Here is a 23,812-nt window from a genome sequence, read left to right as displayed (position 1 = left end):
GTCCCGTTGGCGCCTCGCCGACGTGCCCGCCCACCCCTTCCGCTCCGCTGGTGCGCCGTGAGACGGGCCGACCCCGCGAGAGGTGGCGCTCCCCGCCGCGGCGACGCCGCAGCCGTTGCCGCCACCCGTGGCCGGCCGGCCGCGGAGGGCCGCATCGGGCCGCCGGCCGCCCCGCCCGGCGGGGTCCGGCGGCGGCTGCCGCAAGGTCCGCCGCCGGTACGCATCCGGCGGGTGGTCAGAGGTTGCCGAGTTCGTGGGCGAGGTCCAGTTCGCACTGGCTGCGGGACTGGAACCCACGCTCCGTCAGCCGGGCGATGCGCTCCTGGACGGTGGCGCCGCGGATCAGGCCGTGGAAGATGCGCTTCTCGTTCATGATGGTATTGGTGTCGGCGAGGGTCACCTCGTTGATCGCCTGTTTGTTGGCGATCACGGCGTCCGCCGGGAATCGAGCGATCCGGTGCGCCAGCTCGTCCACGACGGTGTCGAGTTCGGCGTCCGGGAGGGCCCGGTTCACCCACCCGTAGCGTTCGGCCAGGTCGGCGTCCACGTCGACGGAGCCGAGGACGACCTCCATCGCGCGGTGCCGGCCGAGCAGCCGGGCCAGGTGCTGGAGGCCGCCTGCGCCCGGTATGAGTCCGAGGCCGGCTTCCGGCTGACCGAAGACGGCGTTCTCACGGGCGGCGAAGCTCATGTCACAGGCGAGGACGAACTCGCTGCCCGCGCCGCGCGTCCGGCCGCGGACCTTGGCGATGGTGACCGCGGGCGCGGTGCTCAGCAGGTTGTAGAGGGCGCCCAGCCCGGAGTGGTACGGGCCCGTCGCCCTCTCCAACTCGGCGGTGTACTGGCGGACCTTCGCCACGTCGAGATGGGCCAGGAAGAAGTCCGGGTCGGCGCTGTCGAAGACGATGACCCGGATGTCAGGTGACTGGGCCGCGTCGAGCAGGGCCACGATGTCGTGCACCACCTCGGGGCCGACCAGGTTGAGCGGCGGCGCGTTGAACGTGACGGTGAGGACGCCGTCGTCCAGTTCACTGGTGCCTGCCTCCAGCGCGAGCTCCACGGGTACCCTCCTCAGGGCGTAAACAGGTGTTGGTGGTGAGTGGTTCGGTTCGGGCGTTTCCATGCGGGGTGGGTGAGCGCCGCGTCAGGAGTGGAGGCGGTCGTCGCGCTCCCCGGGAGCGGTGTCGGCCGTGCGCTTCTCCACAGCGGCACGGACATCCGTCATATGCGGTGCGGCTGAGGAACCTTCGGCGCCAGGGCTGACCGAGCGGGCGGCGGGCGACGACGGGGCCGGTGCGCACACCACGGGCCGTCCCCCAGGGCGAGCCGGGGCCGGTGCGGCGAGGGTGGCGGGCGAGCACCGCCTCGGGGAACTCGAACACGCTCGCCGTGGTGGAGATGGCCGCCCCGACGCCCGAGGGGCGGTCGATCGACTCCTGTGTGGCGCCTGCCCTTGCTGCTACTGCTTGTGCGTGGTCTTGAGGTGGGTGTCGAACCAGTCGATGGCGACCGAGGTGGTGAATTCGAACTGCTGGACGTAGGGCGAGAAGTGGTTGCCCTCCAGGAAGACAAGCTTCTTGGGCTCACGAGCGCGTTCGAAGCCGGCGAGTGCGATGTCGGTGGGAGCGACGTCGTCGTCGGTGGCCACGAGCATCAGCAGCGGGGTGGGGGCGATGCGCGGCAGCCACAGGCCGGGCTCGTAGGCGCGGGCGCGGCGGTTGGACTGGAGCGTGACCTCGTTGGCCCACTTGTCCTCGGGGGCCCAGTTCAGATAGAAGTCGACCGCTTCCCGCTGGCGGTAGGAGGCCTGGTTGGCGGGGTCGGCGTCGACGAACGGCACGTAGACGGGTGGCTTGCCGGTCAGTTGGTCGCGCTCGTCCTGGTTGAACCGCTCTTCCAGGGCGCGTACCTCGTGCGGTGGGACGCGGCGCAGGCCGGTCTCGTAGCCGCTGACGGTGGGGACCTGCGCGTAGACGGCCTTGATGCGGCGGTCGGTGGCGGCCAGGACGAGTGTGTGTCCGCCCGCGTAGCTGGAGCCCCAGATGCCGATGCGCTGCTCGTCGACTTCCTCGTGGGTGCCGAGGTGGGTGATCACCCAACGCCAGTCGGAGATCTGCTGGTGGGGATCGATGTCCTGGCGGGGAGCACCCTCGCTGTCGCCGAAGTTGCGATGGTCGTGCAGGAGGACGGCGTAGCCGGCTTCGCTGATGCGGCGGGCGATGGGTTCGAGGGCGTGGTAGCGGGTGCCGCCGAAACCGTGGGCCATGGTGATGGCGGGCAGCGGCCGCTCGGTTTCGTCGGGCAGGAACAACCAGGCGGCCAGCTTCGTACCGTCCGGCAGGGGGATGCGCACATCGATGCGCTGGGTCATGGTGAGGTCCTTTTCCAGGCTTGCGGCCAGGGCGCTGTCATGCCGCGACCTGGCCAGGGGAGATGACTCCCGTGGCGCCGTGCCCGGCGAGCGGTTGCGGGAGCACGGCGGTCCGAGGTGGGTGGGGGGTCTCGCGATGATGCGGCCGCGGGGGCCGGCAGGGGCGGAGAACGGTGTGCGTCAGGGCTGGTGGGGGCCGATGGCGGCGATCGCTTCGCCCAGCTCCAGCTCGGTCGTACCGCGGGTCTGCAGGCCCTGCTGCAGTAGCCAAGCTGTGCGGGGGGCGACCGAGCCTTCGCGAATCAGGTGCTGGAAGACGACGGCTGCGGCGCGGATCTCCTCGTCGGAGGGCCCGGTGATGCGGGTGACGGCCGTCTTGGTGACGGCGATGGCGTCCGCGGGGAAGCCGGCGACGCGGCGGGCGAAGCGTTCGACGAACGCGTCGAGTTCGTCGTCGGGCACGGCGCGATTGATCCAGCCGTAACGCTCGGCGGTGTCGGCGGTGAAGTCGTCGGCCCCCAGGAGGACCTCCAGGGCGCGGCCGGCGCCCAGGAGGCGGGACAGGCGTTCTACGGCGCCGGCGCCGGGCGGGGCCCCGAGGCCGACCTCGGGCTGGCCGAGGATCGCGTTCTCCCGTGAGGCGAAGCGGATGTCGCAGGCGAGCAGGAACTCGCTGCCCGCGCCGCGGGCACGGCCGCGCAGCTTGCCGATGGTCACGACCGGCAGTCGGCTCAGACGCTGGTAGAGCATGCCGAGCGAGGCGTCGCCCGGGCCGCCGGCTTTGGCGGCTTCGGCGGTGTACTCGGGGATCTTGGTCATGTCCACGTGCGGGATGAAGAAGTCGGGGTCGGCGCTGTCGAACACCACCGCCTGGAACGGGGTGGGGCCGCTCAGGTAGCCGATGAGGCTGACCAGGTCGCGGACGAGTTCCGGTCCGACCAGGTTGAGGGGCGGGGCGTCGAGCGTCGCGTACAGGACGCCGCCGTCGGCACGCAGGAGGACGGACTCCGTCTGCGGGGGAAGATCGTCGGGCATGTCGGATTCCTCCGTCGGTGGGCCCTGGCGGGGCGCCGAGGGCCCCATCATGACCATGTGTGGTTTAAAAACGCAACTACCCGGCTGGAGGTGCCGGGCGGACCTGCGGCAAGGGGAGGGCGTGACGGCGGCCCTGTGGCGACCGCCCTGCATGGTTTAAAGTCGAAACCCTCATACGGGTGAGGGAGGGATGCGCCCATGCGGAAGACGGATCTCAGTGGGGCGACCTGCCCGGTCGCCCGGTCGCTCGGCGAGATCGGCGACTGGTGGTCGCTGCTCATAGTCCGGGACGCCATGAACGGGGTGAGCCGGTTCGGCGACTTCCAGCGCAGCCTGGGATGTGCGCGCAACATCCTCAGTGCCCGGCTGGCCAAGCTGGTGGAGACCGGGGTCATGGCGACCGGTCCGGCCTCCGACGGGAGCCCGTACCGCGAGTACCGCCTGACGGAGAAGGGCAAGGCCCTCCGGATCGTCCTGACGGCGCTGCGCCAGTGGGGGGAGGGGTATCTCTTCGACGACGAGGAGGAGCGGGTCCAACTGGTCGACATCCGGGACGGCGAGCCCGTGGCCCCACTGGAGATGCGCGCCCACGACGGGCGCGTCCTCTCGGTCGACGACGTGGAGATCCAGACCACCTCTGGAGCCGCCTGACCTCGTTCGGCGGCCGAGTCGTGCGTCCGCATCGCTGTGAGGCGTGCCGGTCCGGTCCAGCACATCCAGCTCCGTCACGAGCCGTACGGTGGTGCTGGGGACCTGTTGGAGTGCGGATGCCGTGCATGAACTCCGTCACCGGACGGTGGGCGCGGACCTGTGGGCGCGCCTCGCTCGACGGCGCCGGCGGACCGGCCGGGTGCGGAGGTGCGTCGCCTGCTCGCGCCGGCCGGGTCCGATCGACTTCTCGGAGGAATCGCCGGCGTCATGGACGACGCCGTTGTTCGACGGGGCGAGCACCATTCCGAAACCGGTGGGCTCGCCGACCGGCGGCCGCAGTCCTCTGAGCGGCCGGCCTTGGCCCACCGGGTCGGTCCGCCAGGACAGCGCCCTGCGGCGGAAGGCGCCCTGCGGACTCGCCGGCTCCGCGAGCCGTCAGCAGGGCACGGTGTCAGGACGCACCACCAGCACCGTGTCAACGGCCGGCGTGTCGAGCGGGTGCACGACCGGTGCGGGTCGTGCCGCGAGCGCTGCGGCCCGGGCCCGGCCGACGACCCGCTCCAGCCAGGCGGCCACCTCAGGAGCGAAGAGTGCCCCTCCTCCGGTCGCCCCGGAGGGCGACCGCGCCACTGCTTGGTCAGCGGCGCCACCATGTCTGGGCTTGTCGTTCAACGTCCACCACCGCCAGGGACGGGGGCCGGGGTCCGGCAACGGCTGGACGAGCTGGTGCTTTTCGAGCTGCGCGGCGCGGGACTGCCGGACTTCACCCGTGCCGCAGCCGACTCCTGCCACCTGCGGGCCATGGCGGGCCGGGAGCGGGTCAATGCGTACGGTCGTAGGCTTCCTGCGACGCTGACACTTCGCCGAGGTGTGCGACCGACCACTCCTCCAGCGCGCGCAGCGGCTCGCGCAGGGTGCGGCCCGCCTCGGTGAGCGCGTACTCGACGCGGACCGGCACTTCGGGATGGACGGTGCGGCTTACGAGCCCGTCCCGTTCGAGCCCGCGGAGGGTCTGGGTGAGCATCTTCTGCGAGACGCCCTCGATGCGTCGGCGCAACTCCGAGAAGCGGGCGCTGCCGTCCGAGAGGGCAACCACTATGAGCACCGTCCAACGGTCGCCAATGCGATCGAGGATGCGGCGGGTCGGGCAGTCCGCGCGGTAGGGGCTGCCGCGGAGCACCGACTCGTCCCGGGTGGTTACCACAAAGTGCCTTCTTCCGAAAGGGAGGCTGCGCTCATACGGTAATCGCGGCGCGTCGTTCGACGCCACCCGTCCCGTGAAAGGCATCCCGTGTCCCGTATTACCGTCATCGGCGGTACCGGCTACGCCGGCTCGGCCATCGTCGCGGAGGCCGCTGGCCGCGGTCACCAGGTCACCGCACTGAGCCGCTCGCTCCCCGAAGGGCCAATCCCGAACGTGACCTATGTCCAAGGCGACGCCACCGACGAAGCAACGCTCTCGGCATCCGTTGAGGGCGCGGACGCCGTAGTGGGCGCGCTGGCCCCACGCGGACCACTGGCCGGCACCTTCCGCCAGGTCTACGGCACCCTGGCGCGTCTGGCCGATGCCGCAGGCGCAACCCTGTTCATCGTCGGCGGCTACTCGTCGCTGCGCCCCGCGCCCGGGGCGGCTCGCTTCGTCACCGACCTCGGCGACATCCCCGCGGAGTTCCACGACGAGATCCGCGCCGGGGCGGCGCTCATCATCGAGGACCTCCCGGCCACGCCCGCGACACTCGACTGGGTCTTCGTGAGCCCGGCGCTCAGGTTCGGCGCACATATGCCCGGCGAACGACTCGGCCGCTATCGGCTCGGCGACGACGTCGCGGTGCAGCCCGAGGACGGCGGCGCGATCTCCGCCGCGGACTACGCCCTCGGGCTCGTCGACCTGATCGAGAAGGGCGACCACCACAGGGCACAGGTCAACCTCGGCCACTGAGCCCCCCACACAACGGCGTCTTCGGCCTTGCACATGCGTGCCCGATGGCACGTCGGCCCGGACGTGAGGAGGGGTGGGCAACCCGCCGCGAATCGTGTCGGACGAGCTGGGAACGCGAGTGGAGCCGGTTGCATCCGGTCGTGCCGCGCCGCACCGATCACCCGGGGCGCGGCCGTCCGGACGACCGGAAGGTGCTGTCGGGCATGGTCGAAGCAATCGCTCGGGTGACGGCCGTGATCGCCGGGGCGGGGTGGCCGGGGAGGCGTGCCACGAGCACCCGGCGGATCTCGGGGGGTGCGCCGTCGACGCGCAGCAGGCTCACCCCGCGCGGCAGCACCGGTGAGAGCCGGGACGGCACCGTCGTCACGCCGAAGCCGCCGGCGACCAGTTGGAGCTTCGTCAGCCAGTCGCGTGCGGAGTGGATGACGCGAGGCCGTCCGGGCAGCCCGGGCCAGACGCCGAGCAGCGGCTCGGAGTCCGATGACGGGGTGGCGATCCACGCGGCGTCGACCAGCTCGTCGACGTGCACCGTGGTGCGTCCGGCGAACTCCGCGGTCGCGGGCACCGCCACCACCAGTTCGGTGTCCGCGACGGTCTGGACGTGCAGGCGCGGCGAGTCGCCGTCGAAGGGCCGGTGGGGTGGGCGGGACGTCAGCACGGCGAGGTCGAGCGCGCCCGCGCGCAACGCCCGCATCAGGGTGGGCGTGTTGCCCTCGCTGGTGGTGACCGTGATCTGCGGGTCGGCCGCCGCGAGGTGTGCGAGTGCGGCGGGAAGGATCACCGCGCCCGCGCTCGCGACTACCCCGAGCCGCACCAGTTCGGTCCGCGGGACGGTGTCGGTGAGCTCGCGCTCGGCCGCTGCGAGCGAGGCGAGGACCGTGTGGGCGTGCCGCAGCAGTATCAATCCGGAGCGCGTGAGCCGTACCCCGTCCGGGCGGCGTTCGAACAGGGTGGCGTCGGCGCTGCGTTCGAGGGCGGCGGCCTGGCGTGAGACGGCCGACTGCGTGTAGCCGAGTCGGGCGGCTGCCGCGGTGAAGCTGCCGGACTCGGCGATCTGCCGCAGGACCCGCAGCCCCGCGCTGGAGATGTCCATGCGGTATACGCATACCACAGATGTCAGATCATCGCTTCCCGCATGCTCGCCCGGCTCCTAGTGTCGATCGCACGAGCAAGGACGAACACGGAGGTCATCACGTGCGAGCAGCAGTTCTGACGCAGTTCGGCGCCCCCCTCACGGTGCGGGAGGTGCCCGACCCCGAGGCGGGGAGCGGTGAGGCGGTGGTCGAGGTCCTCGCCGCCGGCGTGGCGCCCTACGCGGCCGAAGTCCTCAGCGGCAAGCGGAACTACCCGCTCGTTCCTCCTGTCGTGCCCGGTGTCGGCGGCGTGGGGCGGATCATCCACGTCGGCCCGGACGCGACCCGGCTGCGCCTCGGCGACCTGGTGTGGTGCGACCCGACGGTGCGCTCGCGGGACGACGCCCTGACGCCCGACATCACGCTCCAGGGCTGGAGCTCGCGCGGCGAGGGCGGCGCGCGGCTCGCCCGGTACCTGCACGACGGCTCGTTCGCCGAGCTGATGCGGGTCCCGACGGAGAACGTCTTCCCGCTGCCCACCGCGGCAGGGGACGATCCGGCCCGCTGGGCCGCACTCACCGTGCACGCCATCTCCTACGGCGGGCTGCTGGCAGGTGGGCTCGCGGCCGGCGAGACGCTGCTCGTCAGCGGGGCCACCGGCAACCTCGGCAGCAGCGCGGTCGCGGTCGCGTTCGCGATGGGAGCGGGCCGCGTGGTCGCCCCGGGCCGCAACCGTTCGGCGCTCGACCTGCTCGCCGACCGGTTCGGTCCGCGGCTGCGCCCGGTCCCGCTGACCGGGGACGAGGCCACCGACCGCGCGGCGATGTCCGCGGCGGCCGACGGCCCGATCGACATGGTGATCGACCTGCTCCCGCCGAGCGCACCCAGCTCGGTGTCGCGCGCGGCGGCCATGACCGTGCGCGAGTACGGCCGCGTCGTCCTCATGGGCGGTGTCGGCATGCTCGGTGGCGACGACCTCGCACTCCCGTACCCATGGATCATGCGCAACTCGATCACCGTGCGCGGGCAGTGGATGTACCCGCGCACCGCCAACGTGGGCATCATCCGGCTCCTCGCCGCGGGCACGCTGGACCTCGCCCCCGAACGGGTCAGGTCGTTCGGCCTCGATGCCGTCAACGACGCCGTCGCGTACGCCGCCGCGCACGGTGGCCCGTTCGACCGCACGAGCCTCACCCCGTCCGCCGGCTGACGAGGTGCTTTGGGACATCGAAGTCCACCGCGCATCGCCGGTCCCCGATCCGGTCCAGAGCCGGCCCGTGGGGAGGGCCGCACGATGCCTTGCTCGACCGGATCAAACGAGACACGACCCGGGAACGGCCGGCGCCGAAAGGCCCGCAAACTCCACGCCGACCAGGCATACGACCATACTGACCTTCGACGATGGCCATGCGGCGGGCGGATCGGCATCCGTGTCGCCCGCGAAGGCATCCAGTCGCGCGCCGGGGAACCCGCGTGCCCGCTCACTTCACGACCCGTCCGCGGGCGGGTTCCTGCCAAGGCACCCCTCGGGCCCCGCGAACCCGCTGGCCTCCGTCTGCGGCCACGGCCACGTGCCTACGGCACGTCGGACACGCCCCGGGACACAGCCGTCGCACCGGATGCACCAGCGGCTTCGCGGAGGTGTACGTGCCGGGTCCGCAGGGCGGGGCGTGCGGAGCCCCGGAGGCGGATCGCGCCCCGGCCGCGCGGTTCCGTCCCGCCGAGACGCATGGCACCGTCCTCGGTGAACAGTGCCCGGACGGTGACCGCGTGTCCGGTGCCGATGCGCCGCGCGGTCTCCGTGAGGAGCTGCGCCGGCGCGAAGTGGTCGGAGAAGCCCGCCGGGCGTGGGGTCATGACGCCTGCGGCCGCAGGCTGTGGTGGAGTTCCGGCGGGCCGCCCAGGTCGTGCCGCCGGGAGCGCGGCCGGCTGCCGTCGATATCGGTGACGTCGAGATAGGCGCCGAGTTCCGCACCGATGACCGCGCGTCCTGAGAACTCCATCAGCGCCTCGCAGGCGTAGAGCGCCGCGATCACGCGCCCGGTGAACTGCGGCGACTCGCTCGGCGGGAGCGCGGCGCGCTGCTGCGGTGCCAGCGTCTCCAGATGGGCACGGACGCGTTCGGTGTCGAGACTGCCCATCCAGACCGACAGCGCGGCGACGCCGTACGGGCGCAGTTCCCTCGCCATGTCGGCGGCCATCTTGTCGGCGCCCGCCTTCTGCGCGCCGTACGCAGGGCCCTGGTGGTACGAGACGGCTCCGTAGTGGCCGGTGTTGACGATCAGGCCCCGCTCGTTGGCGATGAGCAGCGGCGCGGCGTGCCAGGCGGCGGCGTAATGCGAACGCAGGCCGACGGTGAGCAGGTCGGCGGCGGACAGCGGGCGCTCCCAGAAGCCGCCGGGAGCCGGGGCGGCGACGAGTGCCGCGTTGTTCACCAGGATGTCCAGGCGCCCGTGCTCCGAGCGGATCCGCGCGAACAGCTCCCCGACGGCCGCGTCGTCCGCGTGGTCGACGACGACAGGAACGCCGGTGCCGCCCGCGCGGGTGATCCCCTCGGCGGTCGCCCGCACGGACCCGCCGTACGGCGAGTCCTCGTCGCGCCGCGAGCGTCCGGTCACGTAGACCGTCGCTCCGGTCTCGCCGAGCGCTTCGGCGATGCCCTTGCCCGCGCCCCGGCTGGCGCCGGTGACGACGGCGACCAGTTTCCTGCCGGCTGATGCCACGGCATGACTCCTCACGGTGATAACACAGCGCCGAACTGTAGGAACGGTAAGCGGACACAATGTCCGTTTACTGTCCCGGACGATATGGACACCGTGTCCGGTTGTCAATTAGGTTCGGAGGCATGAACGCAGCACCCAACGCCACCTCCCGCCGCGCCGACGCGGTGCACAACCGCTCGGCGCTGCTCGCGGCGGGTGAGCGCGTCTTCGCCCGGTCCGGCGTGGACGTGCCCATGGAGGAAGTCGCCCGCGAGGCCGGTGTCGGCCGCGGCACGCTCTACCGGCACTTCCCGAGCCGCGAACACCTGCTCGGCGCCCTCATGGAGGAGCAGGCCGCCTGTCTCGCCGCCGAGGCCCGCCGCCTGCTGGACGAGGAGCCCGTCTGGGAGGGCCTGGTCTCCTGGCTGCGCCGGTACGACGAGGCCCTCGCCCGCTTCAGGGGCGCCGGCCACCACGTCGGCCCCGGTCTCACCGGCACCTCCCCGGTCGCCACCGCCTGCCACCCCATGCGCGTCGCCTTCGCCGCACTCCTCGACCACATGTCGGTCCTCGTGCGCCCCGGCATCACCGCCGAGCAGGTACTCGCCCTGGTCGCCGCCCTTCCCAAGGACCCGGACACGGGAGGCGCGCAGGCGCAGTGCCTGGACATCGTGGTGCGGGGGCTGCGCGCCTGACGCCCGCAGCCCGCCCCCGGGGCCGGACGGCACGCCTTCGCTCCACCGCCTCCGGCGTCACGGAGCGGACGCCATCCACCAAGGGCCGGCCAACCGCCACGGTAAGCGCCCTTGCGGTAACAGCGGCCGCCCGGAGTGCTAGCGGGTCGCACCCTCTCGCCCGACGAGACCGCACAGGCGGTGGCGGGCTGCTTGGGGACCCGTGGCGGCAGGCCCCGGGGAGCCGAACGGTTACGCCTTCCGAGCCGCGGCATCGGCATCACGCTATTGCCGTGCCCACTTCTGATTGCCGCCGCCGGTGCAGTTCCACAGCTCGACGGGAGTTCCGTTGGCGGTGGCGGCTCCTGTGACGTCCAGGCACAGGCCGGACTTCACGTTGGTGACGGTGCCGTCGCTGTTGAGGTTCCACTGCTGGTCGGCTCCGCCGTTGCAGTCGTAGATGACCACCGCGGTGCCCGCGGTGGTCCCACCTCCGGAGGCGTCCAGGCACTTCGCGCCGTACACCACCAGTTGCTTCGACGAGTTCAGGGTCCAGGACTGGTTGCCTCCGGCGTTGCAGTCCCAGATCTCGGTGGGACTGTTGTTGGCGGTGCTGGCCCCCGTCACGTCCAGGCAGCGGTGGGAGGCGACACCGCGCAGCACGCCGCTGGTGCCGTCGCCGGGCCCCCCGCCGGGATTGGTGCCGGTGCCCCAGCCCCACTGGAGGCGGTCGAGCCCCGACCGGTTGGTGACGGCCAGGGAGAGGTCGGTGTTGCGCCCTTGAGGGAGGTGATGGCGCAGGAAGCGTTCTCGCAGGGGCCCGGGCCCTGCGTCTGGTTGGTCTCCTTGACGCCGGTCCAGAGGATCGAGCCCATGCCGAGGCCGCGTACGGTATCGGTGATCGCGTAGAGGTAGGAGAGGTCGTCCATGCCGTCACGAGGGCCGTTGTAGTCGACGCCGGTGTTCATCGGCACTCCGGACTCGGTCGGCACGGCGCGATCGGCATGGCCGCACAGGTTGTCGGTGAAGTCCTTGGCCCAGGCCGCCTCGGTGGAGTGCGAGTCACCGAACATGCCGTAGACGTGGATCGACAGCAGCGTGCCGGACAGCCGCGAGTCGGCGCCGACCTCGCACAGGTTCCCGTCGCTCCACAGGCCGGGCACGATCACGTGGTCGCGCGGAAGGCCGGGGTAGCGTGCCAGCCATGCTGCCTCGAAGTCGGTCAGATCGGTGGCGCCGTACGCGTACGGCTCGTTCATGATGTCGAAGTAGAAGTTGCCCTGGCCGCCGTACCTGTTGATGACGGTGTCCCACATCCGGTTGAAGGACGCCGTGTCGCCCACCTTGCCGTGCAACCACGGTGCGACGACCAGGCCGCGGCACCCGTCGTGCGGACGGCCCCCTTCCGTGCCGGTGCGATCGGCCGTCGCCGTTCGGGTGTCGCGGCAGGGCTCCGGGGCTTCGTTCGGTGTCCGCGGATGCGGGCGGCGGTGGGTCGACTGCTTCGGTTGCCGCGATCGGCTCGGCCGCGGGTGCGCGCTCCCTCGGCTGACGGCCGCGCGGGCATCCCCGTCGAGCGCTACCGCATGGCCACGGGGCGCCTGCCGCACGAGCCATCCCATGACATGGATGAATTTACACGTCCTTACCTGGATGTTGTCCAGAGTGCGTAGGGCGAGGATTTGAACCGGCAGGTCGAAAGGGGTCTACGGAAAACCCTGTCGGTCGTCTTCGTGGGGGGCGCCGTCAACTCTCTTGGCACATGGGATGTCCAGTGAAAGGGGTGCGCAGGGTGTGCACCGGTCAATGCCGCTGAACAGCAAGGGTCGTCATGCACATCAGCGAGCCGATCCCGTCGGGCGAGCGTGCGGCCGCGCAGGGCCGGCCTGGGCCTCCTGCGTCCCGCGGATCATCGCAACCCGCCTCCGTCCGAGGGCGAGCAGGTGCTCCGTAGCGTGGGGCGTGCCACCGAAGCGTGGGGCGTGCCGCCGACGTTGTCGACGTCCACGAACCACGGTGGCTCGGCATCCGTTGAGCGCCCGCGGAGGACCACGGCAGCTCCGTTCCGTCTCCCGGGCGATGCGGAGCAAGGGATCGTCTCCCGTGCCGTCCTGAGCATGATGCGCCGACATTCCGCGCGCGCGGCAGCTTCTCCACGTGCCGTCGGCGGCGGGCGGCGGCTGAGAGGCGCGGCGTGAGTTCGGGTCGGCTCCTCCCCGCCGGTGGACGCATCGACGATCACCGTCGTGAAGAACAGGTCTGCGAAGATCGGCGGTGTCCCTCCCGGTACGACGGGGGTGGCCGCGACTTGCCGACGGGGTGCCGGTGCTCGTGCCGTCGCGTTCGGCACGTGGCCGAGTCCCCTGATGGCCCGTCGGCCGGCCTCGCGCTCGCCGCGGGTGAGGCGGGGGGCGTTCCGTACTCGGGAGGCCCCGAACGGGGGACGTCGGCACGCTCGGCCACCTCGCCGGTGTGGGCTGTCGACGCGGCACGTGCGTAGTGGCCTGCGGACCCTTCTCCTCGCTGGTCGCGAAGATGCGTCGCGAGGAACGGTCGGGAGCGATTCCGGCTTCCTGACCTCAGCTTCTTCTTCGTTATCAAGGGGGGAGCGTCTGCGTGGTGCCTCTTGACAGCGTCCAGCGGCACACACACCATACCGAGAGTGCGCCCCAGGCTCTCGCCAGTGACTGGGAGCGCTCCCACAGCTCCTTCGGCGGCCGTTGTCGTGCAGCTCGTATCCGAGTGCCGCAGTCGGCGCCGTCGCATCCCCGCGTCGCGGGCTATGGACGAAAGCCGCGTGGCGCTTCCATCCCCATGAATGAGGTACGTTCATGCGCAAACTCATACGCGGGGCAGTCGCAGCCTGCCTTGCCCTGCCGCTGTTCCTGGCCTCGTCACCGTCCGCGCAGGCGGCACCCGATCCGCTCACCGCGACCAGCGGTTTCTATGTCGACCCGAACTCCAGTCCGGCGGCCTGGGCCGCCGCCAATCCCGGTGACGGGCGCGCCTCCGCGATCCGCAACTCCATCGCCAACGTCCCCGCTGCCCGCTGGTTCGGTTCCTGGAGCGGTGATATCGGCTCCGCCACCGGCTCCTTCGCCGGCGCGGCCGAGTCCGCCAACAAGCTGCCGATCCTCGTCGCCTACAACATCTACGGCCGGGACGCCTGCGGTGGGCAGTCCTCGGGCGGAGCCGCGTCGCCGTCCGAGTACGCCCGCTGGATCGGGGCCTTCGCCGGCGGCATCGGCAGCCGTCCTGCCGTCGTCGTACTCGAGCCCGATTCCCTCGGCGACTACGGCTGCATGAGTCAGGACAAGATCAACGAGCGCCAGAACATGATCATCAACGCCCTCTCGCAGTTCCAGTCCAAGGCGCCGAACGCCTGGGTCTACCTCGACGCGGGCAACCCCGGCTGGGCCGATGCCTCGACCATGGCCGAGCACCTCGACGCCGCCGGCCTCAGCCGTGCGAGGGGCTTCGCCCTCAACGTCTCGAACTACTTCACCACCTCCCAGAACGCGTCCTACGCCGGCAGCATCAACCAGGCACTGAGGCAGCGCCACGGCTACAGCAAGCCGTTCGTCGTGGACACCAGCCGCAACGGCAACGGCTCCAACGGTGCGTGGTGCAACCCTGCGGGCCGCAAGATCGGCACTCCTACCAAGGAGGGGGGCGACGGCGCCGAGATGCTCCTGTGGATCAAGACGCCGGGTGAGTCCGACGGTGACTGCGGCGTCGGATCGGGCTCCACGGCGGGGCAGTTCCTGCCGGAGGTCGCCTACAAGATGATCTACGGCTACTGACCTGGCCCGTCGGTCGTCTCGGCGCCGGAGCACCGCGCCGGCGCCGAGGCCGGTGGCCCTCCGCCTTCGGGCGTCGTGTCCCTGCCGGGGCAGGACCGGTCTGGGGATCCGCACCGCGGCGCCCACCGATCCGGCCTCGCGCCGCAGTGACCCGACGCGGCGCGGGGTCTCGATTCCCCTGGCGGGGCGTCGTCGTTCGCGGCCTCGTCCGCACCCGGCCTGCGCCGCGCGCAGACCGAGAGGGTCCTGGAGCCCGTCAGGCACCGGCTGCGCATGGCCGCCGTGGCCGACTGCCCGCCGGATCCTGGACGGTACCTCGTCCACCGGACCGGCGACCCCACGTACTCGGTCGGCAGTGACCCCGGTGACCCGGTACCCCGGGGAGCCGGTCCGCTGCGATGGACTTCCGGACCAGTGGCTCCGGCGGCGCGCCAGGGACGAGAGCCCGACTCCGGCGGTGACTATCCCCAACTGCCCCGCCGACTGGGCCTGCCTCCTCGTACACCCCACCCGCGAACCATCGTCAGGAAGCGGGCCGGGCCGCACGGGAGGGCGGTCCGGCCCGGCACAAGCAATCAGGACCGGGGGCGACTTCGCACGCCGTGTCGGGCCACGGAAGTGGCCGGACCCCGGTGCCTCAAGAGGCTCACCCCACCCCCTTCACACAAGGAGCCATCCATGTCCTTGCGCAGGCGCACGTTCCTGAGTTCGACCGCGGCCGGTGCGGTCGGTGCCGCCGCGTTGCTCGGTGCTGGTCCAGCCCCCGCAGCCGCCGCCGGAAACCCTTCGCAGGGGGCGCCGACCCATTCGCAGGGGGCGCCGACCCAGACGTTCGCCCTCGGTGTGCGGGAGTTCGCCTGGAACCGCGGTGGCCGCAGGCTGACCACCCGTGTCTGGTACCCGTCGGCCACGGGCGCCCCGGGCGGTACTCCGGTCCGGGACGCCCCGATCTTCGACGGTGTCTTTCCGGTCGCCGAGTTCAGCCACGGCCTCGGCGGCAACCCCGAGGTCTACCTCGCCGAGATCCTGCCGCTGGCCGCGGCCGGCTTCGTGGTCGCCGCTCCCGTCTTCCCCACCACCTCCACCGGTACGGAGGGCAACATCCAGGACGTCTACAACGGCAACCAGTCCAAGGACGTCTCCCAGGTCATCACCAACACGCTCGCCCTGAACACCACGTCCGGCGACCCGTTCGCGGGGCACCTGGACACCACGGTGGGCGTTGGTGCGGCCGGTCACTCGCTGGGCGGCATGACCACCCACGGCCTGCTCACCGCCTGGCCGGACACCCGGATCAGGGCCGCGGTCCCGTTCGCGTGCGTGGACATGGGCAACCCGACAGGCGCAGTGAGAGCCAACGTGCTGTTCATCCACGGTGACCGGGACCCCATCTGCGCGTACTCCTCGGCCCGTCAGGCCTACGCGGAGTCTGCCGCGCCGAAGGCGTTCCTGACCCACCTCGGGCAGAACCACGACTCCTACGTGTGGGACAACGGCGTGACCTATCCGCAGACCCGCGCCACCTTCGTGGACTGGATGCGCTGGGGCCTGTACGGCGACACCACCGCCCGGGCTCGTCTGGCGGCCGATGCCACCGTGAACGGCACCAAGTGGGAGGCCGTGCTCGGCTGAGCCTCTCCGGGCGGTCCGGACCGGCTTCACCGGGACAGGGCATGCAGGGCACTCACCACACTCCGGTCCGCCGTCCAAGCAGAGCCCTCACATGTCCTGGCCCGGTCGCCTGCGGCCGCGTGACGGCAACCGCCGTGCCCCTCGCCACCGGACCCGGCGCGGCGGCGGCCGACAGCTTCCCGGCCGCCGCCGCGTCGTTCTCCCACGCGGTCGTCCGGCAGGACTTCGCGAACATCCGCACCATCCGTGTCGGCGACGCGTACTGCTGCTCGGCCTCACCGCACTACTCGCCCGGGTGCCGGTCCCGCGCTCCTGCGGCCTGGCCAACCGGCCCGTTCGCCGCCCACCCCTCACTTCGGTCCCTGCCAGGACCGCAGCGGCGGGCGGGCCTGCGTCAGAGGCTGCGGGCGGCCTCCCCCAACGCGACAACGGCACCACCCGGGTGGCCGTGGTGGCCGCCACCCGGCAGGTCCGGGTCGTCGTAGTGCCCGGGACGCTGTGCGCTGGGGTGCTGGGCGCAGTCGAAGTCGATCGGCACGCGGTCCGTGGAGGGGCTCTGGCCGCGGTGGATGTCCTTGCGGCTGCGCCGCGCGGTGGACATGCCCGGCGCCCAGGCACTGGCCGTTGCCGTTGCCGTGGGCTCGGCGGTCACCTGCCGTCCGGAGCAACTGGACCGGTGATCCGGGTCGGGACGCCCTTCCGATCGGCCGGGAGTTATCCGCTCACGGTGATGTTGGAGCTGCCGCTGCTCTGGTAGCCCTCGGTGGCGAGGATCATGTAGTAGGCGAAGTTGCCCAGGGGCATGCCGTGGCTGGCCCAGGCGTCGAAGTGGTTGCCGGTGGTGATGGTGCCGGAGCTGTTCAACTGCTTCTGCTGCCGGACGCTCCAGTACTGGTTGAAGGTTCTGGTGCCCTCGACGGACGGGGCGTTGTAGCGCGTGGTCTGGTAGATGTCGTACGTAGCGCCATCGCTGTAGACGGTGCCCTTGAAGCTGCCCGTGGGCCGGAAGCTGCCCCAGTTGTCGACGACGTAGTACTCCACCAGCGGGTTCGAGGTCCAGCCGTAGAGGGCTCCGTATCCGTTGCCCGACGGGTTGAAGTACCCGTTGTAGCGGACCGTTCGGCGTCCGCCGTTGCTCCATCCCTTGCCCGCGACGAAGTTGCCGCAGTTGCTCCACTGGGTGCTGTAGCTGCCGTTGCCGTTGAGGTTCATGGAGACCGACCCGCCGCCGTCGGTCCAGAAGGAGTAGTACATGCCGTCGTAGCCGGTCTGGCTGCCGGTGATGGTGTAGTCGGCCGAGGCGTGGGCCGTACCGGGCAGCAGCAGCCCGGACGCGGCCCCGAGCGTCAGAGCACCGGCGCCGCCGAGGAAGCCTCGGCGGCCGATCCTGTGAGCTGCGGCACCGTTGGTGGGTCCGGTCTCGTTCATGCGTGCGCTTCCTCTCGTGAAGGTTGGGACAGGGGCCGGTCGCCTGGTGTCGCCCAGCCGGCCTGTCAGATGGCCAGGACGCCGCCGACCCGCATATGGCATCGCGCAACGCGGAAGCGGGGGTGGCTCGCCGTGCGGCCGACGACCACACGGCCCCTCGCGCTGCTCGTCCAGGTCGACGGGTACCGGGGTCCGTCGATGCCGAAAGAGTGGGTCGACAGCATCTGGCCTGTCAACGATTTCGACAGGATTTCGAAAAATTGCGGGCTGCTGTTATGCATCTTCCGTCATCTATCGTGCCTGGTCATTGCATAGGCCCTGCTGCTGATGCGCGGACTCGACCGTGCTCCCGCTGGACTCAGTGCAAGTAGTGGAATTGTCAACGTTGTCGAAAGTTTCGGGGTCTCGGTCCCGCGCTGTGACGGGCTCGTCGAGCTGATCGACCAGAAGGCAGAGGGGCATCGTCCGGGGCGGAACCCGAGTGGGCCGCGACTTCCGCCACCTGCATCGCTCCAAGACGGACCGGCGACTCGTCGTGGGGGCGGTGCCCCGCACGGCTTCCGCACCAGCGCCCCCTCCCGGCGCGACACCCGGCGTGGCCCACGACGAGAGCGCCGACCGCGAGTCGTGCACGACCGGGAGCCGGTTCCGCGCCGGGGCGTTCGACGGCGCGGTGGCATGACCCGCGCCCACGGGTGCGTACCGGTACGCAGGGGCGCGCGTCGCCGTACAAGGCGCGGACGCACGGGCTCCGGCGCCACGGCGCGTCTGCCGGACGGACGCCGCATCCGCAGCCGTGCCCGGTCTGCGGCGGGCCTGCGTCACCGTGCGGCCCCCGTCCCCTGCGTACGGGGCGAGCCCGCCGGGCCTGGCTGCAGGGCGACCATGGCCACATCGTCGTCCAGCCCCATCTCGCCGCCGACGTGTGCCGTCAGGCCCGACAGCACGTGGCTCAGCAGTTCGTCCGGGGTCGAGCCCGGCCACGATGCGACGCGGGTGTCCAGGTCGTAGAACCGGCCCTCCGCGTCGCGGGCCTCGTAGGTGCCGTCCGTGTACAGCAGCAGTGTGGATCCGGGGGTGAAGGGAAAGGTGTCGACGAGGTAGTCCTCCGCGTGGACGCTGCCCAGGCCGAGCGGGGGAGCGGGGCGCTGCGGCAGCACCACACCGGCTCCCTGGGGGCTGATGAGATAGGGCGGCGGATGCCCGCAGTTGACCATCCTGACCTCCCCCGCGCCCTCCGGAACCTCCAGCACCAGCACGGTGATGAAACGCTCAACGGCGTCCGGGTCGACCATCGCGGCCTCCGAGAAATAGCTCCGCGCATTCGCTTCGAGGTCCGCCACGAGCTGCCGCAGGGGAAGCGTCCTGTGCGAGGTCCCGCGGAACGCGCCCAGCAGCGCCGCCGCGTCCTCCACCGCAGGCAGCCCCTTGCCCTTCACATCGCCGATCATCACCCGAGCCCCGTCGGCCGTCCGCACCGCCGCAAAGAGGTCACCTCCGATCAGGGCGTGCGGATGGGAGGCGTGGTACGCCGAGCGGATGAGCAGGGAACCCATCCGCGGCGGCAGCGGGCGCAGCAGGATGCGCTGCATCGTCTCGGAGACCGTGCGCACCTCCGTCAGCTCCCTGATGTTGCGCTCGCGCAGGCTGCGGAAGCCGATGACGAACCCCGAGACGAGCAGGATCGCCAGCAGGTGCACCGCGAAGATGGAGGTGTCCAGCAGGCCGTCGTAGGCGTCGAGGATGAGGGCGCCGCCGCATGAGAGGCCGGCGATGACGGCGGTCACCCGGGACCCTGCGAGTGCGGCGGTGGTCGCCGGGACGGTCACCATGAGCGATGCCAGGTGCTGGGAGGTGGGCAGCAGGAATCCGGCGAGCAGGATCACCGCGATCATGGCCAGTGCCACCCCGAGCGGCCCGTACCGCTCCGTCAGCAGCCTTCTCAGGGTCATGGCCTTCGGCTGCACGCGGGGCCAGGGAGTGGCGGCCGGGCCCTCGGCCGGAGGGACGAGGCGGCGGAGGAGTCCCCGTACGGTCACGGTGCCGTCAGCCCACCGCGGTCCGACCGGCGCGCGCACCGAGGGACCGGGCCGGTGGGGAGCGCGGCGCGGGGCACGGTGGGGGACACCGCGACTGCGGCGGACCGCGCGCATCCCACCGGGCTGCCCGGGGCGGTGCCGGACCCGCACTCCGGGGGGCCGCTCACGGCGGCACCGGCGGTGGCGCCGCCGGCCGGTCCCGAGGGGCCCGGGAGTTCCGCAGTCATGGATGGCTCCCTGTCAGTGGGCGGACCCGTGCTGCTTCCCCAACGACCGGGGTCGGAGGCGGGGTACGGCCTGGCCGCCCGGGCGGACGGCGATGGAGTGACGCCTCCCCGGCCGGCCGAGCGGGCGCACCGCGGGCCACGGGCGTGGTGACGCGCACGGGCCTGCCCCCGCCCCGGCGCCGTCCTGCGGGCAGGTGTCCCCGGACGGCGGACGGCGGACGGCGGACGGCGGATTGCGGACGGTGGACCCGTGGCGGAACGGCTAGGCCGCCTGCCGCAGCGCCTCGTCGGCCACCTTCTTGTCCAGGGCGGCCCGTACGAGGGCGGAGGCGAAGGCGGCGGGCTCGTGGTTCTCGTCCAGCCGGGACAGTGCTTCGGGCTCGTCCGGCAGGCCCAGGCGGCGGGCGCCCTGGATCGCCTTGGCGTCCAGGTAGGGCGCGGCCTCCGGCCAGACGCCCTGCACCTCGCGCAGGAAGATGTCCGCGCCGGTCGGGCCGAGTCCCGGCACGCGCTGGAGCAACTGGCGCAGTTCGGCCACGTCGCCGTGCGCGTCGGCGCGCAGCCTGCGCAGATCGCCGCCCCAGGCGTCCAGCACCAGCCGGGCGCCCTCGCCCAGTTGGGTCGCCGTGCGCTCGTCGTAACGCCGGTAACCCCCCTCGCCGAGCGCGTCCACCCGCTGCTGCCAGGTGGCGTCCGCCATCCGGCGTGCGCTGCGCAGTCCGGCGTCGTGCAGCGCGCGTGCCGTCGCGACCGCCACCGAGCTGCGGATCCTGGCGCTGAGCAGAGTGGCGAGCACGAGGGTGCGGTACAGCGGCTGCGGGGTGTTGGCGAGACGGATGCCCGCGTCCGCCGCGAAGGTCCGGCCCTCGGCGGCGAGCAGTTCCCGGATCACCTTCTTCTGGGCAGGCATGTGGTGCACCTCCTCCGCTCGGCGGCTCCCGGTCTCCCGGCCTCCCCCTCTCCCGGCACCGCCACCGGCACCGGCACCGGCGCTGGGCCGGATGTCCGCGCTACCGAGTGCCCGGCCGCCCCCTGGCGGAAACGTGCGCGCGCCCCGCGCCCGCGGTGCGGGGCCCGCTGGTACGCGCCCCCATGCCCCCGCTCGCGCAGGGCAGGGCCCTGCGGCCCGGCCCTGGCGGCGGACGCTTCACAGGCGCGGGGAGGCGGGCTATAGTCCGAAACTAGCGGTGCTAATTAAAGGGTGTCCGCCGACCGCCCACCACGCGGTGCCGGTACCGTCCACCGGTTCCTCACACCAGGAGTGCCATCGTGCGTCCAGTCCACTTCGCCGCCGCCCGCCGCACCCCCGTCGGCAAGCTGCGCGGGGCCCTCTCCTCGGTGCGTCCCGACGACCTCGCCGCGACCGTGATCCGGGGGCTGCTCGCCGAGACGCCCGGTCTCGACCCGGCCCGCATCGACGACGTGTACTGGGGCGCCGCGAACCAGGCGGGCGAGGACAACCGCAATGTCGCGCGCATGGCGGCGCTCCTCGCCGGGCTTCCCGACTCGGTGCCCGGTGCCACCGTGAACCGGCTGTGCGCATCCGGCCTGGAGGCGGTGACCACCGCGGCCCGCACCATCGCCGCCGGCGAGGCCGACGTCGTGCTGGCCGGCGGCTCGGAGTCCATGAGCCGGGCCCCGTTCGTCCTGCCGCGCCCCGACAAGGCGTTCCCGCAACGCATGGAGACCGCCGACACCCGGCTCGGCTGGCGGCTGATCAACCCCAGGATGAAGGACCTGCACGGGCTGCTCGCGATGGGCGAGACCGCGGAGGAGGTCGCCGAGCGGTACTCGATCTCCCGGGAGCGCCAGGACGGCTTCGCGCTGCGCAGCCACCTGCGGGCCGCGGATGCCCGCAAGGACGGCCGCTTCGACGCCGAACTGCTCCCCGTCACCCGCCAGGACGACGTGGTCGTCGACGCCGACGAGGGCATCAGGGTCGACACCTCGTACGAGAAGCTGGCCGCGCTGAAGCCGGTGTTCCGGCAGGGCGGCACGGTCACCGCGGGCAACTCCTCGCCGATGAACGACGGCGCGGCCGGCCTCCTGCTGGTCAGCGAGGAAGCGCTGGACGAATACGGCCTGGAGTCCCTGGGCCGGTACGTCGGCGGCGCCTCCGCCGGAGTGCACCCGGACATCATGGGCGTCGGGCCCGTGCCGGCCACCAGGAAGGTGCTGGCGCGGGCCGGCTGGTCCATCGGCGACATCCAGGAGGCCGAGCTCAACGAGGCGTTCGCGGCACAGGTGCTGGCCTGCGTGGACACCCTCGGACTCGACCCCGAGCTGGTCAACCCGGACGGCGGCGCCATCGCGCTCGGACACCCGCTGGGCTGCTCGGGCGCCCGCATCCTGACCACCCTGCTGCACCGTATGCGGCGCACGGGTGCCGCACGGGGCCTGGCCACGATGTGCGTCGGCGTGGGCCAGGGCAGCGCGGTACTCGTCGAGCGGGCCTGAGCGGTGGGCGCCCAGCCCGGGCGCGCCCGCCCCGGGGCGAGGCGGTTCGGGCCCGCCCCGGTATGAATCGGCTCGGCGCCCCTGCCCCGGCGTGAAGCTGTTCGGTGCGCCCGCCCGAGCGTGTGGAGGCGGGGCGCGATCGGCCGGGGCGCGAATGGGCGGGGCGCGACCGGCCGGGGCATGACCGGCCGGGGCGCGACGCGCGTGGTCGGCCAGGGCGGGGCCCGCAGGCGGGCGGGGGAGCGGTGCGCCCCCGGGGCGTGCAAGCCGGCACACGGCCCGCGGACCCGCCGACCCGCCGACAGCACCGGCACCGGCATCGGTGCCGGCACCCACGAGCCATGCCGGGCGCGGCGGGTACCGTCGCGGATGCGAAGAGGGCGGCCTTACCCGCGGTGATGCGTGGGCATAGCATCTGTCCCCGGTATGGACATCACCTTGTGGGACTTCATGGCGCTCGCCGCGGCGGCCGCGCTCGTCGGGTTCGCGAAGACCGCCGTGAGCGGCGCCAACACGGTGAGCCTCGCGGTGTTCGCCGCCGTGCTCCCGGCCCGTGAGTCGACCGGCGTCCTGCTGCCCATCCTGATCACCGGCGACGTGCTGGCGGTCCTCACCTACCGGCGGCACGCCCACTGGCCCACCCTGTGGCGGCTGTTCCCGGCCGTCGCCGCCGGGGTCGTGGTCGGCACGCTCTTCCTGGTGTGGGCGGACGACGAGGCGGTGCGCACCTCGATCGGAGCGATCCTGCTGCTGATGGCAGCGATCACCGTCTGGCGCAGACGAGCCGTCCGGGACGAGGAGCCGCCCGGGTCCGCCGGCCACGGCGAGCGGCTGAAGGCCCACTCCTACGGGGTGCTCGGCGGCTTCACCACGATGGTCGCCAACGCGGGCGGCCCCGTGATGTCGCTGTACCTGCTCTCCGCCGGTTTCCGGAAACTGAGCTTCCTGGGCACGTCCGCCTGGTTCTTCCTGATAGTGAACACCTCGAAGGTGCCCTTCAGCGCCGGACTCGGCCTGATCGACGGGCACTCCCTGCTGCTGGACGCGGAACTCGCCCTCTTCGTCCTGCCCGGCGCACTGATCGGAAAGGTCTGCGTGGCCCGGATCAACCAGCGCCTCTTCGAACAACTGGTGATCGCCGCCACCGTGCTCGGCGGCCTGGAACTGCTGCTGCGCTGACGGCGGTCGGCGGCGCCGCCGTGATGTGACCAGGGCTCAGCCGGGACCCCCGCCGCGCAGCCGGGGAGCCCAGGCCGCCGCGTCGACGGGAGAGCCGTCCTCGTCGACCGCATCCGCCAGCTCCCGGGCCCATACGGTCAGACCCGGCACGTCGAGGCCGTACGGCTGGAGCCGTGCGGCGGTGCTGCACCAGTCGCCGGCGGCCTCGGCGCCGCGCCGCAGCAGCCGGGCGCCGCCCTTCGCGTTGCCGCGGGCCGCGTGCGTCAGGCCGACGGCGAGCTGGGCCAGGGCACGCCACAGGGCGCGCTCCGCGGCCGGGCCGGACTTCCAGGCGTCCTCGAAGACCTCGTGGGCGTGGAAGGGCTTGCCCTCGTCCAGGAGGAGCTGGGCCTCGTCGATGGTGGCGGTGGGGCTCCGGGAGATGCCCTCAGGCTGCCGGGCGGTGCCCTGCGCGCCGTAGCGCAGGGGTCGGCCGAGCCCGTCCCGGGGGCGGGCGTTCCTGGCCCGGCCGTCCCGGTCCCGGTCCCGGTCCGGACCCGCCGGGCGCCCCGTGCCGCTCTCGCCTTCGTCGTCGTCCATGCGCCCCATTGTCCAGCGCGACC

The 23,812-nt window shown here is 72.2% G+C and carries 22 protein-coding genes and 1 pseudogene; 9 read left to right on the top strand and 14 right to left on the bottom strand.

Translation table 11 applies throughout. The features are described 5' to 3' along the window. Positions 1-235: 235 nt before the first annotated feature. From IE313_RS27810 to IE313_RS27800, 3 genes are all read right to left on the bottom strand, one after another. A complete protein-coding gene (locus IE313_RS27810; protein ID WP_229925011.1) occupies positions 236-1,060 on the bottom strand; it encodes an enoyl-CoA hydratase/isomerase family protein in 825 nt (274 codons plus the stop codon). Between the two features lie 399 nt (positions 1,061-1,459). After that, positions 1,460-2,371, bottom strand: coding sequence for an alpha/beta hydrolase (locus tag IE313_RS27805; protein ID WP_189936992.1), 912 nt, complete (start codon positions 2,369-2,371; stop codon positions 1,460-1,462). 180 nt (positions 2,372-2,551) lie between these two features. Beyond that, positions 2,552-3,406: an enoyl-CoA hydratase/isomerase family protein gene (locus IE313_RS27800; protein WP_189936990.1), complete on the bottom strand. Its 855-nt coding sequence runs from the start codon at positions 3,404-3,406 to the stop codon at positions 2,552-2,554. Positions 3,407-3,604: 198 nt separating this feature from the next. Here IE313_RS27800 and IE313_RS27795 point away from each other — a divergent pair, with 198 nt between their 5' ends. Next, entirely contained in the window at positions 3,605-4,057 is a 453-nt protein-coding gene (locus tag IE313_RS27795) for a winged helix-turn-helix transcriptional regulator (RefSeq protein ID WP_189936988.1), read from the top strand. 435 nt (positions 4,058-4,492) lie between these two features. Here IE313_RS27795 and IE313_RS27790 read toward each other — a convergent pair whose 3' ends face one another. Both IE313_RS27790 and IE313_RS27785 read right to left on the bottom strand, forming a co-directional pair. After that, positions 4,493-4,633: a hypothetical protein gene (locus IE313_RS27790; protein ID WP_189936986.1), complete on the bottom strand. Its 141-nt coding sequence runs from the start codon at positions 4,631-4,633 to the stop codon at positions 4,493-4,495. A gap of 244 nt (positions 4,634-4,877) precedes the next feature. Then, entirely contained in the window at positions 4,878-5,261 is a 384-nt protein-coding gene (locus IE313_RS27785) for a winged helix-turn-helix transcriptional regulator (RefSeq protein ID WP_229925010.1), read from the bottom strand. 87 nt (positions 5,262-5,348) lie between these two features. Between IE313_RS27785 and IE313_RS27780 the strand changes: the two genes are divergently transcribed. Beyond that, positions 5,349-5,996, top strand: coding sequence for an NAD(P)-dependent oxidoreductase (locus IE313_RS27780; protein ID WP_189936983.1), 648 nt, complete (start codon positions 5,349-5,351; stop codon positions 5,994-5,996). 157 nt (positions 5,997-6,153) lie between these two features. On the opposite strand, the gene IE313_RS27775 is transcribed toward IE313_RS27780, so the two are convergent. Further along, positions 6,154-7,089, bottom strand: coding sequence for a LysR family transcriptional regulator (locus IE313_RS27775; RefSeq protein WP_189936981.1), 936 nt, complete (start codon positions 7,087-7,089; stop codon positions 6,154-6,156). 101 nt (positions 7,090-7,190) lie between these two features. On the opposite strand from IE313_RS27775, the gene IE313_RS27770 reads away from it, so the two are divergent. Together IE313_RS27770 and IE313_RS36495 are read left to right on the top strand one after the other, a co-directional pair. After that, complete coding sequence (locus IE313_RS27770; RefSeq protein ID WP_189936979.1) at positions 7,191-8,279, top strand: alcohol dehydrogenase catalytic domain-containing protein; 1,089 nt, start codon at positions 7,191-7,193, stop codon at positions 8,277-8,279. Further along, positions 8,270-8,525, top strand: a pseudogene (locus tag IE313_RS36495) (hypothetical protein); the annotation flags it as partial. The gene IE313_RS27770 and the pseudogene IE313_RS36495, both read left to right, overlap by 10 nt. A gap of 397 nt (positions 8,526-8,922) precedes the next feature. Here the strand turns inward: IE313_RS36495 and IE313_RS27765 are convergent. Further along, entirely contained in the window at positions 8,923-9,792 is an 870-nt protein-coding gene (locus IE313_RS27765) for an SDR family NAD(P)-dependent oxidoreductase (protein WP_189936977.1), read from the bottom strand. A 122-nt stretch (positions 9,793-9,914) separates the two neighbouring features. Here IE313_RS27765 and IE313_RS36070 point away from each other — a divergent pair, with 122 nt between their 5' ends. Then, positions 9,915-10,466 (top strand): TetR/AcrR family transcriptional regulator, encoded by a 552-nt coding sequence (locus IE313_RS36070; RefSeq protein ID WP_268256791.1) that lies wholly within the window; start codon positions 9,915-9,917, stop codon positions 10,464-10,466. 264 nt (positions 10,467-10,730) lie between these two features. Here IE313_RS36070 and IE313_RS35610 read toward each other — a convergent pair whose 3' ends face one another. Together IE313_RS35610 and IE313_RS35605 are read right to left on the bottom strand one after the other, a co-directional pair. Beyond that, positions 10,731-11,072, bottom strand: coding sequence for an RICIN domain-containing protein (locus IE313_RS35610; RefSeq protein WP_229925009.1), 342 nt, complete (start codon positions 11,070-11,072; stop codon positions 10,731-10,733). Then, positions 11,069-11,788 (bottom strand): glycoside hydrolase family 5 protein, encoded by a 720-nt coding sequence (locus IE313_RS35605; RefSeq protein ID WP_229925008.1) that lies wholly within the window; start codon positions 11,786-11,788, stop codon positions 11,069-11,071. The genes IE313_RS35610 and IE313_RS35605 overlap by 4 nt, the downstream gene beginning before the upstream one ends. A gap of 1,488 nt (positions 11,789-13,276) precedes the next feature. On the opposite strand from IE313_RS35605, the gene IE313_RS27750 reads away from it, so the two are divergent. Next, positions 13,277-14,248 (top strand): glycoside hydrolase family 6 protein, encoded by a 972-nt coding sequence (locus tag IE313_RS27750; protein WP_189936975.1) that lies wholly within the window; start codon positions 13,277-13,279, stop codon positions 14,246-14,248. 678 nt (positions 14,249-14,926) lie between these two features. Further along, the gene (locus tag IE313_RS27745; protein WP_189936973.1) at positions 14,927-15,880 is read left to right on the top strand and encodes an alpha/beta hydrolase family protein; all 954 of its coding nucleotides are present in this window, start codon (positions 14,927-14,929) and stop codon (positions 15,878-15,880) included. A 394-nt stretch (positions 15,881-16,274) separates the two neighbouring features. Here the strand turns inward: IE313_RS27745 and IE313_RS27740 are convergent, their stop codons facing one another. The 4 genes from IE313_RS27740 to IE313_RS27725 form a co-directional block, all read right to left on the bottom strand. Continuing rightward, positions 16,275-16,532: a hypothetical protein gene (locus IE313_RS27740; RefSeq protein WP_189936971.1), complete on the bottom strand. Its 258-nt coding sequence runs from the start codon at positions 16,530-16,532 to the stop codon at positions 16,275-16,277. A 62-nt stretch (positions 16,533-16,594) separates the two neighbouring features. Further along, a complete protein-coding gene (locus IE313_RS27735; RefSeq protein ID WP_189936969.1) occupies positions 16,595-17,308 on the bottom strand; it encodes a glycoside hydrolase family 11 protein in 714 nt (237 codons plus the stop codon). Positions 17,309-18,129: 821 nt separating this feature from the next. Then, entirely contained in the window at positions 18,130-19,260 is a 1,131-nt protein-coding gene (locus tag IE313_RS27730) for a PP2C family protein-serine/threonine phosphatase (protein WP_189936967.1), read from the bottom strand. Between the two features lie 576 nt (positions 19,261-19,836). Then, entirely contained in the window at positions 19,837-20,484 is a 648-nt protein-coding gene (locus IE313_RS27725) for an HhH-GDP family DNA glycosylase (protein WP_189936965.1), read from the bottom strand. 359 nt (positions 20,485-20,843) lie between these two features. Here IE313_RS27725 and IE313_RS27720 point away from each other — a divergent pair, with 359 nt between their 5' ends. Continuing rightward, the gene (locus tag IE313_RS27720) at positions 20,844-22,031 is read left to right on the top strand and encodes a thiolase family protein (RefSeq protein WP_189936963.1); all 1,188 of its coding nucleotides are present in this window, start codon (positions 20,844-20,846) and stop codon (positions 22,029-22,031) included. A 426-nt stretch (positions 22,032-22,457) separates the two neighbouring features. Next, positions 22,458-23,210 (top strand): sulfite exporter TauE/SafE family protein, encoded by a 753-nt coding sequence (locus tag IE313_RS27715; RefSeq protein WP_189936961.1) that lies wholly within the window; start codon positions 22,458-22,460, stop codon positions 23,208-23,210. A gap of 36 nt (positions 23,211-23,246) precedes the next feature. On the opposite strand, the gene IE313_RS27710 is transcribed toward IE313_RS27715, so the two are convergent. Continuing rightward, a complete protein-coding gene (locus tag IE313_RS27710) occupies positions 23,247-23,798 on the bottom strand; it encodes a DUF309 domain-containing protein (protein ID WP_189936959.1) in 552 nt (183 codons plus the stop codon). Positions 23,799-23,812 lie beyond the last annotated feature (14 nt).

Origin of the sequence: Streptomyces sulfonofaciens, assembly GCF_014656295.1 — a bacterium.
Classification (GTDB): Bacteria; Actinomycetota; Actinomycetes; order Streptomycetales; family Streptomycetaceae; genus Streptomyces; species Streptomyces sulfonofaciens.
This window is presented reverse-complemented; position numbering and strand designations above follow the sequence as displayed.

What these genes read in the sequence shown, in the direction of transcription:
- IE313_RS27750 (WP_189936975.1), top strand. Translation starts at nt 13,277, where the DNA reads ATGCGCAAACTCATACGCGGGGCAGTCGCAGCCTGCCTTGCCCTGCCG.
- IE313_RS27735 (WP_189936969.1), bottom strand. Translation starts at nt 17,308, where the DNA reads ATGAACGAGACCGGACCCACCAACGGTGCCGCAGCTCACAGGATCGGC.
- IE313_RS27745 (WP_189936973.1), top strand. Translation starts at nt 14,927, where the DNA reads ATGTCCTTGCGCAGGCGCACGTTCCTGAGTTCGACCGCGGCCGGTGCG.
- IE313_RS27730 (WP_189936967.1), bottom strand. Translation starts at nt 19,260, where the DNA reads ATGACCCTGAGAAGGCTGCTGACGGAGCGGTACGGGCCGCTCGGGGTG.
- IE313_RS27725 (WP_189936965.1), bottom strand. Translation starts at nt 20,484, where the DNA reads ATGCCTGCCCAGAAGAAGGTGATCCGGGAACTGCTCGCCGCCGAGGGC.
- IE313_RS27715 (WP_189936961.1), top strand. Translation starts at nt 22,458, where the DNA reads ATGGACATCACCTTGTGGGACTTCATGGCGCTCGCCGCGGCGGCCGCG.
- IE313_RS27775 (WP_189936981.1), bottom strand. Translation starts at nt 7,089, where the DNA reads ATGGACATCTCCAGCGCGGGGCTGCGGGTCCTGCGGCAGATCGCCGAG.
- IE313_RS27710 (WP_189936959.1), bottom strand. Translation starts at nt 23,798, where the DNA reads ATGGGGCGCATGGACGACGACGAAGGCGAGAGCGGCACGGGGCGCCCG.
- IE313_RS27800 (WP_189936990.1), bottom strand. Translation starts at nt 3,406, where the DNA reads ATGCCCGACGATCTTCCCCCGCAGACGGAGTCCGTCCTCCTGCGTGCC.
- IE313_RS27805 (WP_189936992.1), bottom strand. Translation starts at nt 2,371, where the DNA reads ATGACCCAGCGCATCGATGTGCGCATCCCCCTGCCGGACGGTACGAAG.
- IE313_RS36070 (WP_268256791.1), top strand. Translation starts at nt 9,915, where the DNA reads ATGAACGCAGCACCCAACGCCACCTCCCGCCGCGCCGACGCGGTGCAC.
- IE313_RS27795 (WP_189936988.1), top strand. Translation starts at nt 3,605, where the DNA reads ATGCGGAAGACGGATCTCAGTGGGGCGACCTGCCCGGTCGCCCGGTCG.